Here is a 14535-nt window from a genome sequence, read left to right as displayed (position 1 = left end):
AAGTAGAACGTTATGAAACAGGTACTTTTTGTTCGTCCCGACAGCCGCGAGGGCGGGAAAATAATGTGGTGTGAGTCCGGCAGCGAGCGCGACGAGGTGGTCGACAGCCTGGAGATGCTGGCCGAACACCCCCTGGCTACGCGCGTTTGTCTCCTGTTGCCCGCCAGCGACATGATTTTCCGCCATTTTACGCTGCCGAAAAAGATGGCTTCTCAGGCGATGGCCTTCTCGTGGATGGCGGAAGAGACGCTGATTGGCGACGTGGACAACCTCCACTGGACGGTACTCCACAAAAAAGGCGCCGACGTCGACGCCGTGGCCATTGACGCCGACCGCCTGCGCGCGGCATTAACCCGCTGTCAGGAGGCCGGATTAAACGTGATTCAGGCCCTGCCTGATGCCTGGCTGCTACCCGTGACGACAGGGGGCAGCACGCTGGTCGCACAGGATGATAGCTACTGGCTGCGTTTATCGCCCCATGTGGCAGGTGAAATGGAGGCAACCCTGTTGCCGCTGTTAATGCAGAAAGCCGGGGTCGGGGAAGTGTGGTGTTACGGCGATGCGCCTGCGAAGGTGCACGTTGACGTGCAGCATGCCTGGCAGCATCCGTTGGCACTGATTCAGCCGCAGTGGCAAACCTGCCGCGTTAACCTGCTTCACGGTGAATTCAGCCTTAAGGCCGGTAATGGGCGGGCGGCGAAAAGTATGAAAGCCGCGATGGTGGCGGCGGGCGTGCTGTCTGTTGCTCTGCTGCTGGGGCCACGCATTGCAATGGCCTGGATGCTTGTGCAGCAGGAAAATCGGGTGCAGGAGGAGATCGTCCAGGTTTATCAGCACCATTTCCCCAGCATGCGCCAGCAGACCAATATCAAATATCACTTTGGTCAAAGCCTGAAAAAACAGAGCAAGGGATTCTTTCTTCAGCTTGATGAGCTGGAGAACGCCCGGCAGTCAGTTCCTGCGATGGAGATCGATCTGCTGGAGTACGATGCGCAGCAAAACACCCTGACGCTGAGCGTCAGCGCGCAAAACCAGCCCGCGTTGCAGGCGTTTGTTAACCAGACCAGTGAGAATTTTGATTTTACCTTACAGCCTGTTTCAACAACCGAACCGTATACCGCCATGATCGCAGGGAAACATAAATGAAAGAGCGAATCGCGCAGCTGAAGTTACGCTATCAGAATTACAGCACCCGGGAAAAAATTATTTTAAAAATATGTGCCGTTGCTATTGTGGGGGCCGCGGTGTATTACACGGGAGTGATCCCCCTGGATAATATGATTCAAAATAGTAAGTCGACGCTTAAAAGACAAAAAGAGACCCTTAACTGGATGCGCAGTGAAATTGATAAAAATCATCTTCAGGTCCAGATAGTCAAAACGAATAATCCGCGTACGGTGGTCGAGAACAGCGCCCATGAAATTAACCTTTCACTGACGGATATGCGCCAGGAGGGACAAACTTTATCGTTCGTGGTGAATCGGGTGAATGTGTATGAATTAAAAAGCTGGCTGCGCGAAATTAATCAGACCACCGGCGTGAGACTGCAAAAAATAAACCTCACGCCGGTGGACCACCTGAGCGACGTAAAAGCGCAGGTGCAGCTCACCTGGTCAAGAAACGCATGAATACCTTTTCGCTGATGCGGGACGCCTGCCCGGTAGGGTTCCCGATAATGAGTGCGATCCTGGGCGGCATTGTGGGCAGTTTTCTTGGCGTTGTCGCCGAGCGCGTACCGGGGATGGTGATGGATGAGGAGGGGAGTGGCAATCTGCTCTTTCCGGCCTCGCACTGTCCGGTGTGCCAGCACGCGCTTGCCGCGTGGGAAAACATCCCGCTGCTCAGCTGGCTGTTATTACGGGGGCGCTGCCACCAGTGCGGCAGCGCGATCCCGCTGCGACTCCTTTTGGTCGAACTGATCTCCGCCTTGTTTTTTGGCATCACGGCCTGGTGCATGCCGGACGTTCAGGCGCTGTTCTCTTTGTGGTTACTGGCGGCTTTTTTACTGCCGCTGGCCATGATCGACTGGCAGCACCAGCTGCTTCCGGACTGCCTGACCCAGCCGCTGCTGTGGGCGGGGTTAGTGCTCCATGCGTTTGACCACACGTTGCCGCTACGCGATGCGCTGTTCGGCGCAGTGGCGGGCTATCTGTCGCTCTGGCTGCTCTACTGGGCTTTTCGTCTGATCACGGGACGAGAAGGTCTGGGTTACGGGGATTTTAAGCTACTGGCGGCGCTGGGCGCCTGGTGCGGCTGGCAGGCGTTGCCCTCCATTGAACTGGCGGCAGCGTTAAGCGGTATTGTCGGTTATTTCGCCGTAAATAATTCAAATAAAAATAACCTCACTATTTCTTTTGGTCCTTATCTCGCCTTTGCTGGAATAGGGGTGTTTATGAGTCAGCAATTTGCTTTTACATTTTAAATATACAGGTCAAGATTTTTTATGAGTTTTTTCGATGGTAGAAGAGAAGGACGTCTCTTTATGCTCAGCGTATCGTAAAGGATATAAGCTACACGGAATTTGGGCTTGTATCTTTTAATGGAGGAATACAACGCAGCAACAATTTTTTTGTTCACGACACTCACGTTGGTTAAATACGCATTACGCGAAACGCATCCATGATCTCACGGAAGACATGGGTTATTACGTTACGAATAAATTTATCAGGAAATAAAAATGAAATTTATGAAGCCAAAATATCTGGCGCTCTTTATTGCGGCGGCAACCAGCTCCGCATTTGCAGCAGCGCCAGGTGCACCGACGATCGGCTATGGCAATGACAAATTTGCCCTGGTGGAAGTGGATCAGGCAGCCCAGGATTATAACAATCTTGTCAAAGTGCATAACGATGGCGTGGATGTAAAAGTTGAGTGGAACGTCTGGAGTGGTGATGCGCCAACTTCAGCGAAAGTTCTGCTGGACGGACAAACCGTATGGACCGGCGCAGCCGGCGCGACGGGCTCTGCAACGCTTAAAGTGAAAAAAGGCGGGCGTTATCAGGAACAGGTTGAAGTCTGTAACGCCAGCGGCTGTGCGAAAAGCGCCAGCAAGCTGATTATTGTGGCAGACACCGACGGTAGCCACCTGCTGCCGCTGAATACGTCTCTCAAAGAGAATAACAAAGCGTTTGCGAAGCATACCGATAAAGTGGTTGCGGCCTACTTCCCGGAGTGGGGCGTTTATGACCGTAACTTCCCGGTTGATAAGATCCCTGCGGCAAACCTCAACCACATTCTGTACGGCTTCATTCCAATCTGTGGCGGTGACGGCATCAACGACGGCCTGAAAACCATTGAAGGCGGCAACAGCTTCCGCGTGCTCCAGAACGACTGTAAGGGCCGACCTGACTATACCGTGGCGATCCACGACCCATGGGCTGCGCTGCAAAAACCACAGGCTGGCGTCTCCGGCTGGGACGACCCGTATAAAGGTAACTTTGGCCAGCTGATGGCGCTGAAAAAAGCGCATCCGGACCTGAAAGTGCTGCCATCTATCGGCGGCTGGACGCTCTCCGATCCCTTCTTCCACATGGGGGACCCGGCTATCCGCGCACGCTTTGTCTCTTCTGTGAAAGAGTTCCTCCAGACCTGGAAATTCTTTGACGGCGTGGATATCGACTGGGAATTCCCTGGCGGCGGCGGTGTGAGCGAAAACCTGGGCAATCCGCAGCAGGATAAAGCGACCTATACCGCGCTGATGCACGACCTGCGCACCATGCTGAACGAGCTGTCTGCACAGACGGGCCGTACCTATGAACTGACCAGCGCCATCGGTGCAGGCCGCGATAAGATCGAAGACGTGGATTACACTGCCGCTCAGCAGTACCTCGACCACATCTTCCTGATGAGCTATGACTTCTACGGCGGCTGGAGCAACACCGTTCTCGGCCACCAGGCGGCGCTGCGCGCGCCAGCATGGCGTCCGGACACTGACTACACCACTGAAAATGGCGTTAACGCGCTGCTTTCTCAGGGCGTACAACCAGGCAAGATCGTGGTGGGTGCGGGAATGTATGGCCGCGGCTGGACCGGCGTGCATGGCTACACCGGTAACAATCCATTCACCGGCACCGCTACAGGTATGGTGAAAGGGACCTGGGAACCCGGCGTGGTTGACTATCGTCAGATCGTTAACGAATACAAAGGCAAACCAGGCTGGGAATACGGCTACGACGCTGATGCGGAAGCCCCTTACGTCTTCAACAAAACTACCGGCGACCTGATCACGTATGAAGATGCGCGTTCAACTACGGCGAAAGGTAAGTATGTTCTGGCGAATAAACTGGGTGGCCTGTTCGCATGGTCTATCGACTCTGACACCGGTGACATCCTGAACGCGATGAACGAAAGCCTGCTGGGCGGCGACGCTACGCCGGTTGATCCGGAGGTCACCAACCACGCGCCAATCGCGTCCTCTGCCGATCAGAACGTGTCTGGCCCGGTAACCGTCACGCTCGATGGCTCTGCTTCAAGCGATCCTGATGGCGATGCGATTACCTACAAATGGACTCAGGTCTCTGGTCCGTCGGTCACCATCACCAACAGCACCAAAGCGAAAGCGACCTTTAACGTTGCCGCCGCGACGTCCGACCAGACCATGGTGTTCCGCCTGACGGTGACCGATGCAAAAGGCCTGAGCAACGCGATTGATGTCCAGGTGGTGAACAAGGCGCCGAAAGCTAACCAGGCACCGGTTTTAAACCCAATGGAAGCGATCACGCTTGAATCAGGTGAAACCTATGCGCTGCATGCCCAGGCCGCGGATCCAGACGGAGATGCGTTGACCTACGCCTGGAGTGTACCAGCAGATATGCACGCTACCGGGACTGACTCCGCGAACGTGAACATCACTGCGCCGGAAGTGAGCTCGACGTCTACCTACACCCTGAGCGTGGTGGTGAGCGACGGTAAGACCAGCGTGCAGTCTAACGTCCAGGTCACCGTGAATCCGAAAGCGGCGCCTGCACCTGTGCCAGATGACGAAGACACTAACCCGGCGGATGACGTTACCCCTCCGGCTGATGATGTGACTCCACCGTCTGACAAAGGGAGCTGCGATGCACCTGTGGATGCTAACGCCAGCAAATATGCGGCGTGGGAATCCAGCAAAATCTACAACGGTGGCGATACCGTAAGCTTCGACCATCTGGTGTGGAAAGCGAAGTACTGGACTCAGGGCAATCAGCCTGGCTTCGGTGTGGATGCATGGGAGCTGGTAAGCAACGTGAAGATGAACTGGCGTTCTGACCTGGTCTACAACGGCGGCGACACCACCACCTATGAAGGAAACGTTTACCGTGCGAAATGGTGGACCCGTGGTGATAATCCAGCCAACAGCGACGTATGGGTAAAAGAAGGCGCATCAACAGACTGCAAATAATCTAACCCATTAATGACTCCCCCTTTTAGAGGGGGAGTGATTCAAAATTCATTTTACAGGATGTTGGTAAGGAGAAATAACCGAAACTGTCAGCAGGTAAAAATGAAAAAGTTGATTTTGTTGTTATTGATAATAAGCCAAAGCGCTCTGGCAAACTGTTGGAATAAAGCGGCGCATTATTATCATGTCGACCCTTATTTACTGTACGCGATAGCGAATGTGGAATCCGGAATGAACCCGTATGCGGTTGGGCAAAACCGCGATGGCACGCGGGATGTCGGGCTGATGCAAATCAACAGTTCGCATTTTACCGCGCTGGAAAGCAGAGGAATCGACGAATACCGGTTAATCACGGAGCCGTGTACCTCGATCATGGTCGGGGCTTCTATCCTTGCCGGGATGATCAGGGTGTATGGCTATAACTGGGAAGCCGTTGGCGCGTATAACGCCGGACTGAAAAAAGAAAATTATCCGCAGAGGATGAAATATGCCCATAAGGTCTGGGCCAAATATCAGCAACTCAAATTAGCAGCACGTTATTAACGTTTTTTATTTTTGAAGAATTCCTGAAGGTGTTCTTCGAAAAGTGAAAACAGCTGAATGTGGTTTATGTATTAACGGAGTAATACCTAAGCCGGGATTATAACATTTAATTTTAAACGAACAGGAAAACTGAAATGAACAAAAGGACGTTACTGAGTGTACTCATTGCGGGAGCCTGCGTGGCGCCACTCATGGCTCAGGCTGCTAACCTGAAGGAGACCAGCAGTGAGCCGTACACCATCAAAGCCAGCGATCTGGCGAAGAAAGAGAAGGAACTGACGGACTTCCCGCTGATGGCTTCGGTTAAAGAGACCATCCAGACGCTGGATAACGCGCAGGTTGAATTGATTGAGCCAGGCCGGGCGGCGAACCCGGACAACGTTAAACGCGTTGAAGGGATTGTGAAAGCCAGCGACTGGGAATATCTCTTCCCGCTGCGCGCGCAGGCCTATACCTACAGCAACTTCCTGAAAGCCGTGGGTAAATTCCCGGCGCTGTGTAAGACCTACAATGACGGTCGTGACAGCGACGCCATCTGCCGCAAAGAGCTGGCCACCATGTTTGCCCATTTTGCCCAGGAGACCGGCGGCCACGAAAGCTGGCGTCCGGAAGCCGAATGGCGTCAGGCGCTGGTCCACGTACGTGAAATGGGCTGGAGCGAAGGGCAGAAGGGCGGTTATAACGGCGAATGTAACCCGGACGTCTGGCAGGGGCAGACCTGGCCTTGCGGTAAAGATAAAGACGGCGATTTCCTGAGCTACTTCGGTCGTGGTGCGAAACAGTTGTCCTACAATTACAACTACGGCCCATTCTCTGAAGCGATGTACGGCGACGTGCGTACGCTGCTCGACAAACCTGAGCTGGTGGCGGACACCTGGCTGAACCTGGCGAGTGCGATCTTCTTCTTCGCCTATCCGCAGCCGCCAAAACCAAGCATGTTGCAGGTGATCGACGGTACATGGCAGCCGAACGATCACGATAAAGCCAACGGTCTGGTTCCGGGCTTTGGTGTGACCACCCAGATCATCAACGGCGGCGTTGAGTGCGGCGGCCCGACTGAAATTGCGCAGTCTCAAAACCGTATCAAGTACTACAAAGAGTTCGCGAACTACCTGAAAGTGCCTGTTCCGGCGAACGAAGTGTTGGGTTGCGCCAACATGAAGCAGTTCGACGAAGGTGGCGCAGGCGCCCTGAAGATTTACTGGGAACAGGACTGGGGATGGAGCGCGGATACTCCGGACGGCAAAACCTACTCTTGCCAGCTGGTGGGTTACCAGACCCCGTTCAGCGCATTTAAAGACGGTGACTACAGCAAGTGCGTGCAGCACTTCTTTAACGTGAAAATTGTTAACGACGAGGGTTCTTCCGAGACCCCGGACGAAACGCCGGTCACGCCAACACCGACGCCATCCGACGATGAAACGCCGGCACCAACCCCAACGCCGGATGAAACGCCGGTTGTGGTGAACCACGCGCCGGTTGCGCAGATTGCCGGTCCGATCGGTGCAGTGGAAGCGGGTGCGCAGGTTTCTCTGAGCGCCGAAGGCTCTACCGATCCAGATGGTAACACGCTGACGTATACCTGGCGTTCCCAGGATGGTCAGACTGTTACCGGTCAGGACAAAGCGGTTGTGACCTTTACAGCACCAGAGTCTGCGACGGCGCAGCAGTATGAAGTGAGCCTGACCGTCAGCGATGGCGAACTGAGCAGCACCACGTCTTACCTGCTGAACGTGAAAGCGAAAGCGGCAACGCCATCCGGAGAAGATACGTCTTACCCGGCATGGAGCGCGAACAGCAAGTACAACGCCGGTGATATCGTGAACAACCACGGTAAACTGTTCCAGTGCAAACCGTTCCCGTACAGCGGCTGGTGTAACAATGCGCCGACGTACTATGAACCTGGCGCAGGTCTGGCATGGGCTGAAGCCTGGACGGCATTATAAACAGCAAACGGCAACCCCCAGGGTTGCCGTTTTAGTGTCTGCTCTTTCCCCTCACCCTAACCCTCTCCCCAGGGGGGCGAGGGGACAGTACGGTGCAGTTGTAGGCCCGGTAAGGCGCAGCCGCCACCGGGCAAAAGGCTAACGATGAAGTTTCCCGTGATCCCGTAACCACGCCGCCGTACGCACTATCCCTTCATCCAGCGATACAATCGGTTTATATCCCAGCTCGTTCTCCGCCCGCGAAATATCCAGCGTAAAATCAAAGTTGAGCTTCGACACACCGTAATGCGTCAGCGCAGGCTCTTTCGCCGATTTACTGCCAAAGCGTTCCATGCTGCGGGCAATCATGTCCAGCATCGGGTAAGGAACAGAACGGATCCGGCAGTCGATCTTTAACTCGTCAATCAGCCTTTGCACAATGCTGCGCAGGGTACAGGGTTCGCCGTTGGTGATGTTGTACGCGCGGCCCGATACCAGCTTATCGCATTCCGGCTGGCTCGCCAGCCACATGGCGTGAACGGCATTTTCGTAATAGGTCATGTCCACCAGCGCATCGCCGCCGCGCGGTAACAGCACGCTGCCGTAGTGGTGCATCATCTGGGCCAGTCGCGGGATAAAGACTTTGTCGTGCGGCCCAAACAGGCTCTGCGGACGCAGCACGGTAAAGCGGGTGTGCGGGTTTGACTGGGCCAGCAGGTCGATCACCTCTTCGCCCGCCGCTTTACTGCGGGCAAACTCACAGGCGAAGCGCGCCGGGCGGAAATCTTCCTGAATATCACGATGGTGGTGATAGTCGAAATAGAGCGACGGGGAGGAGATATGAATAAAGTTACGCACGCCCCAGGCGACGGCCCATTCGCCCAGACGACGCGTGGCGCGCACGTTGGCGAGATCAAAGGCTTCCTGGGTACCCCACGGAGAGGTAAAACTGGAGCAGTGCCACAGCGTATCGATACCGGCGAGCATCACCTTGGCCTGAGAGGAGACCAGCTCCGTCAGATCGGCATGGACAAATTCAGCGCCCATTTTTTGCAGGAGCTTACCCATCGCCTCATTGCGACCGGTGGCCCTCACGCTGATGCCTTTGTTGCGCAGAAACTCGACCGCATTTCGGCCTAAGCCGCTGGTCGCCCCGGTAACCAGTACCTTCATAACAATCCACTGTGTAGAAAAGAATTTCGTGCGCATTCTTTCGTGAATTACGATGTGTTGCAATGGGAAAGGTGAAAGATTAAGAGTTTTATTTAGTTATTTTCCCGCTTTTCTTCTGCCAGTTGCGCAATCCGTTTCGCCATTCCGCGGAAGATAAACAGGTGTGCCGGGATCATCAGCAACCAGTAAAACAGACCCGGCATTCCGTGCGGATGCCACCATGCCCGAACGTCAAGTTCACGATGGTCGCCGTTGTCCTTGAGGGTGAAGCAGAGCCGCCCCAGCCCCGGCGCCTTCATGCCAAACAGCAGCGCCAGCTGTTTTTCCGGCTCAACAATAATCACTTTCCAGCTGTCGACGGTATCGCCCACCTTCAGCCAGGGATGGGCAGGGCGGCCTTTTGCCAGCCGGTGACCGACCAGCAGATCCAGCGCGCCGCGCGTTTGCCACAGAATATTGCCGAAGAAATAGCGCTCTTTGCCGCCGATCTGGTTCACAACTTCCCACAGCGCTGCCAGGCTGGCCGTGGTTTTTACCGTACAGCCCGCCTGTTTCGGATAATAGCCGTACTCGGGCCGCCAGCGGGCAAACGCCTGCGCGTCATAACCCCAGTCGCTGGAGTTCACCAGCTTCTCTTCCTCTTTCAGCGTGTTGCGCACCGCGTCGTCAAAGCGGATGAGTTCCTGGGGAATTAAGGCGCGCAGCGCGCGATCGTCCGCCAGCAGATCGTGCTTCAACCCCTGGATAAGCGCTTTGGCGGTCGTCGGCGGCACGGAGGTGATCACATTCAAAAACCACACCGATATCCAGCGGGTCGGGAAGGGGATGGGGATCAGCCAGCGGTGGCGGCCACTCACCCGCATAAAATGTTCGAACTGCGCCTGATAGCTCAGCACTTCCGGACCTGCCGCCTCCAGCACGCGATGCTGCTCCGCCGGGTGAGCCAGCAATGCCACCAGATAATGGAGTAAATTCTCCAGCGCAATGGGCGTGGTGCGCGAGCGTACCCAGCGCGGCGGCGTCAGCACAGGCAGGTTGTAGACCATATCGCGCATCACTTCGAACGCGGCGGAACCCGCGCCGACGATGATCCCTGCCCGCAGTTCGGTAACGGGGATACGGGCGCTCCGCAGCATTTCTGCCGTCAGCTGTCGGGCGCGCAGATGGTCTGACTGCTCGTGCTCAGGCGCCTGGAGCGAGCTTAAAAAAATCACCTGCTTCACCGGCGTTTGCAGCAGCGCATCACGAACGTTCATCGCCACCTGACGCTCGTGGGCGATAAAATCGCCGCCTTCGCCCATGCTGTGGACAAGGTAGTAAAGCGTATCGACCCCTTCCAGCAGCGCAGGAAGCGCTTTCGGCCAGCTAAGGTCAACGTTGTGACACGTCACGCCAGGCAAATGTAGCTTTTGCAGACGTTCCGTGTTGCGTGCCGCTGCCAGCACCTGGTGCCCCTGCTGGCTTAACGCAGTGGTCAGATGCTGACCGATATACCCGCTGGCGCCGAGCACCAGAATACGTTGCGGCACGGTATGCTCCTTAACGCTGTAAAAACGCCTGCCAGTGTTTCACCACCTCGGTCAGCTGCTCGCGGTTAACGTCAAGGTGCATCACCAGCCGTACGACCGGGGAGGCGTTAATCAGCACGCCTCGGGCTTTCATAAAGTCGCCCAGCGCGGCAGCATGCTCATCGCCGACGCGGACAAACAGCATGTTAGTGTCGTGACGCATGACATCAGCGCCGATTTCACGCAGCTGCGCTGCCATCCACGCCGCATTGTCGTGATCGTCTTTCAGGCGTGACACGTTATTTTTCAGGGCGTACAGTCCGGCAGCCGCCAGAATACCCGCCTGACGCATCCCGCCGCCGGTCATTTTGCGCCAGCGGTTGGCGCGCCTGATGTAGTCCGCGCTGCCAACCAGCAGAGAACCTACCGGCGTACCCAGCCCTTTAGAGAGGCAAATGGTGAACGAGTCGCAATATTGGGTGATCGCTTTCAGCTCGCAGCCGTACTCCACCACGGCGTTGAAGATACGTGCGCCGTCAACGTGCAGGCCGAGCTTACGCTCGCGGGTAAAGTCCCATGCCGCTTTCAGGTATTCGCGCGGCAGGACTTTACCGTTATGGGTGTTTTCGAGGCTCAGCAGTTTAGTGCGGGCGAAGTGAATATCGTCGGCTTTGATTTTCGCCGCGACTTTGTCCAGCGGCAGCGTACCGTCCGGTGCGGCATCGATCGGCTGCGGCTGGATGCTGCCAAGCACCGCCGCACCGCCGGCTTCGTACAGGTAGTTATGCGCCCCCTGGCCGACGATATACTCCTCGCCGCGCTCGCAGTGGCTGAGCAGCGCCACCAGGTTAGCCTGCGTGCCGGTGGGCAGGAACAGGGCAGCCTCTTTACCGCTCAGCTCTGCCGCATAGCGCTGGAGTTCGTTGACCGTCGGGTCATCGCCGTAGACGTCGTCCCCGACCGGGGCGGCCATCATCTCTTCGAGCATGGCGCGGCCCGGACGGGTAACGGTATCACTACGTAAATCAATCATTTCACATCCCTTTAATTTAAGAGGTCTTGTGAAATGTTTTACCTGAGCCAGTTGGTTTTTGCCAGTTCGATCACTTCGTCACCGCGCCCGCTGATGATGGCGCGCAGCATGTAGAGGCTAAAACCTTTGGCTTGTTCCAGCTTGATTTGAGGCGGGATCGCCAGCTCTTCTTTGGCGACCACCACATCCACCAGCACCGGGCCGTCGATGGCGAAGGCGCGTTGCAGGGCGTCGTCCACCTCTGAGGCTTTCTCCACCCTAATACCGGTGATACCGCAGGCTTCGGCGATGCGGGCGAAGTTGGTGTCGTGCAGTTCGGTGCCGTCCGTGAGGTAGCCTCCGGCCTTCATCTCCATCGCCACGAAGCCCAGAACGCTGTTGTTAAAGACCACGATTTTGAGCGGAAGCTTCATCTGCGCCACCGACAGGAAATCCCCCATCAGCATACTGAACCCGCCGTCGCCGCACATCGCCACCACCTGACGTTCCGGTGCCGTCGCCTTTGCACCCAGCGCCTGCGGCATGGCGTTGGCCATTGAGCCATGGTTGAACGACCCAAGCAGGCGACGTTTGCCGTTCATTTTCAGATAGCGCGCGGCCCAGACGGTGGGCGTTCCTACGTCGCAGGTGAAGATGGCATCGTCGTCGGCGAAGTGGCTGATCTGCTGCGCCAGATACTGCGGGTGGATCGCTTTTTCGCTCGGTTTGGCGAGATCGTCCAGCCCCTTGCGCGCATCGCGATAATCGCTCAGGGCTTTATCGAGGAATTTGCGGTCCGTTTTTTCTTCCAGCAGCGGCAGCAGGGCGGCGAGGGTGGATTTGATATCGCCGATAAGCGCCATATCCACCTTGCTGTGCGCGCCGATGCTGCCGGGATTAATGTCGATCTGGATAATTTTGGCATCCGTCGGGTAGAACGCGCGGTACGGGAACTGGGTGCCGAGCAGGATCAGCGTGTCGGCGTTCATCATGGTGTGGAAGCCGCTGGAAAAACCGATCAGCCCGGTCATGCCGACATCGTACGGGTTATCGTATTCAACGTGCTCTTTCCCGCGCAGGGCGTGCACAACTGGCGCCTTCAGCTTACCGGCAAATTCCACCAGCTCTTTATGCGCGCCGGCGCAGCCGCTGCCGCACATCAGGGCGATATTGCTGGAGTATCGCAGCAGCTGTGCCAGCTTTTTCAGCTCTTCTTCGGCAGGGGTAATGGTTGGCTGGGGCGCAGAGTACCAGTGGGTGGTGGCGGTTTCAGGTGCGGCCTTCAGCGCCACGTCCCCCGGCAGCACAACCACCGAAACCCCGCGATTCAGGATCGCCTTACGCATGGCTATCGCCAGCACCTGTGGGATCTGCTCCGGCGATGAGACCAGCTCGCAATAGTGGCTGCATTCACGGAACAGCTCCTGCGGATGCGTCTCCTGAAAATAGCCGCTACCGATTTCAGATGACGGAATGTGAGCCGCAATCGCCAGCACCGGAACATGGTTGCGGTGACAGTCGAACAGACCGTTGATGAGGTGCAGGTTTCCCGGTCCGCAGGAACCTGCACAGACGGCGAGTTCACCCGTAAGCTGCGCTTCGGCACCGGCGGCAAAGGCGGCGACTTCTTCATGGCGGGTGGGCATCCACTCAATAGTTTTCATCTTGTTAAGGCTATCGCTGAGTCCGTTCAGAGAATCGCCAGTGACGCCCCAGATACGCTTTACGCCAGCCTGCTCAAGGGTTTTCGCTATGTATGCAGCCACAGTTTGTTTCATGGTTGTCCGTCTCCTTTTTGTGATATCGCTTACAAGCTTAGAAGAAAGTCGCTGTATTGCCTGCTCAGTATTCCTTAAGTACAGGTGGTTTTTCTGCGCGACGCGCTTGGCAAAGTCAAAAAAATAACGGGCTGCCGTACAGGCAGTAGGCACAATGTAGGCCGGGTAAACGTAGTGCCACCCGGCAAAAAGCCCGGTGGCGCTGACGCTTACCGGGCCTACAGGTGAACCACGACAGATTATGCGAGGACAAGATCGCCCTGCGGATGGCACGAACATGCCAGCACATAGCCCTCCGCGATTTCCGCGTCGGTCAGCGTCATGGTGCTGGTGACCGTGTACTCACCGGAAACCACTTTGGTCTTACAGCAACCGCACACCCCGGCGCGACAGGCCGCTGCCACCGGTACGTTGTTGCTTTCCAGCGCTTCAAGCAGCGTGGTGCCCACGCGGCCAAAGAAGGTCTGCGCCGGTTGCAGCTTCGTGAACTTCATCCCGCTGGTCGCCGCTTCCGCTACAGGCGTGAAGAACTGCTCTTTGAAGAAGCGGGTCACGCCGAGCGCTTTCACTTCTTTCTCCACGATCTCCATGTACGGCGCCGGGCCGCAGGTCATCACGATGCGGTTCGCAATATCCGGCACGCTTTGCAGCAGCTCGCGGCTCAGGCGCCCCGCGACAAAACCGTGCGTCGCGTTGTGCTCGGCCACCAGCGTCACCGGATAGTTGCGCCATTCTTCGGCAAAAATCACATCTTCCGGGGAACGAACGCTGAAAATCACCTGCACGTTGGCCTGAGGTCGGTATTTCGCCAGCCAGCGACGCATCGACATAATCGGCGTCACGCCACAGCCCGCCGCCAGCAGCAGGAATTTATCTTCCGTCTTGTCGTCACAGGTAAACTCGCCCTGCGCGTCAGACAGCCAGATGTAATCCCCGCGCTTCACGTCCCGGGTCAGCCACTCGGATCCTGCGCCGTCATCAATACGACGAACGGTGAGCGTAATGTACTCGCTCACGCCCGGCGTGGAGGAGATCGTGTAGGCGCGCAGAGTATCCGCCGAATTACGCACGCTCACCAGCGCATACTGGCCCGCGCGGTACGGATAATAGTCATGGCACAGCAGCGACAGCGTCCACACATCCGGCGTCTCCTGATGGATGTGATGAACCTGCATCCGCCACGGACATTGTGAGGTTGGCATGGTCATGAGTTACT

Annotated in this window: 11 protein-coding genes; 6 read left to right on the top strand and 5 right to left on the bottom strand. The window is 56.5% G+C overall.

What is annotated here, in order from left to right; translation table 11 throughout:
• Positions 1-12: 12 nt before the first annotated feature.
• The 6 genes from gspL (at position 13) to O1722_RS15370 (ending at position 7869) form a co-directional block, all read left to right on the top strand.
• Positions 13-1146, top strand: coding sequence for a type II secretion system protein GspL (gene gspL / locus O1722_RS15395; protein WP_033486322.1), 1134 nt, complete (start codon positions 13-15; stop codon positions 1144-1146).
• Positions 1143-1628 carry a type II secretion system protein GspM gene (gspM, locus tag O1722_RS15390; protein ID WP_033486321.1) on the top strand — a complete coding sequence of 162 codons (486 nt, stop codon included), beginning with the start codon at positions 1143-1145 and terminating at the stop codon, positions 1626-1628. The genes gspL and gspM overlap by 4 nt, the downstream gene beginning before the upstream one ends.
• Positions 1625-2422, top strand: a complete 798-nt coding sequence (locus O1722_RS15385) for a prepilin peptidase (protein ID WP_033486319.1) — start codon at positions 1625-1627, stop codon at positions 2420-2422. The genes gspM and O1722_RS15385 overlap by 4 nt, the downstream gene beginning before the upstream one ends.
• A 255-nt stretch (positions 2423-2677) precedes the next feature.
• A complete protein-coding gene (locus tag O1722_RS15380; protein ID WP_033486318.1) occupies positions 2678-5380 on the top strand; it encodes a glycosyl hydrolase family 18 protein in 2703 nt (900 codons plus the stop codon).
• 102 nt (positions 5381-5482) lie between these two features.
• Positions 5483-5923, top strand: coding sequence for a type III secretion system invasion protein IagB (gene iagB, locus O1722_RS15375; protein ID WP_017384854.1), 441 nt, complete (start codon positions 5483-5485; stop codon positions 5921-5923).
• Positions 5924-6057: 134 nt separating this feature from the next.
• The gene (locus O1722_RS15370; RefSeq protein WP_017693713.1) at positions 6058-7869 is read left to right on the top strand and encodes a glycoside hydrolase family 19 protein; all 1812 of its coding nucleotides are present in this window, start codon (positions 6058-6060) and stop codon (positions 7867-7869) included.
• A gap of 138 nt (positions 7870-8007) precedes the next feature.
• Here the strand turns inward: O1722_RS15370 and O1722_RS15365 are convergent, their stop codons facing one another.
• The 5 genes from O1722_RS15365 to hcr form a co-directional block, all read right to left on the bottom strand.
• Positions 8008-9021: an NAD-dependent epimerase/dehydratase family protein gene (locus tag O1722_RS15365; RefSeq protein WP_017384852.1), complete on the bottom strand. Its 1014-nt coding sequence runs from the start codon at positions 9019-9021 to the stop codon at positions 8008-8010.
• Positions 9022-9113: 92 nt separating this feature from the next.
• A complete protein-coding gene (locus O1722_RS15360) occupies positions 9114-10550 on the bottom strand; it encodes an SDR family oxidoreductase (RefSeq protein ID WP_032653116.1) in 1437 nt (478 codons plus the stop codon).
• 10 nt (positions 10551-10560) lie between these two features.
• Entirely contained in the window at positions 10561-11562 is a 1002-nt protein-coding gene (gene ltaE / locus O1722_RS15355) for a low-specificity L-threonine aldolase (RefSeq protein ID WP_015570991.1), read from the bottom strand.
• Positions 11563-11600: 38 nt separating this feature from the next.
• Entirely contained in the window at positions 11601-13319 is a 1719-nt protein-coding gene (poxB, locus tag O1722_RS15350; protein ID WP_017693711.1) for a ubiquinone-dependent pyruvate dehydrogenase, read from the bottom strand.
• Between the two features lie 239 nt (positions 13320-13558).
• On the bottom strand, positions 13559-14527 hold the full coding sequence (gene hcr / locus O1722_RS15345) for an NADH oxidoreductase (RefSeq protein WP_017693710.1): 969 nt from the start codon (positions 14525-14527) through the stop codon (positions 13559-13561).
• Between the last annotated feature and the right edge of the window lie 8 nt (positions 14528-14535).

This window comes from Enterobacter cloacae complex sp. HYC003_NIDB, from assembly GCF_056673375.1.
The sequence above is the reverse complement of the archived record's forward strand: the minus strand, read 5'-3'. Positions and strand labels throughout refer to the sequence as shown.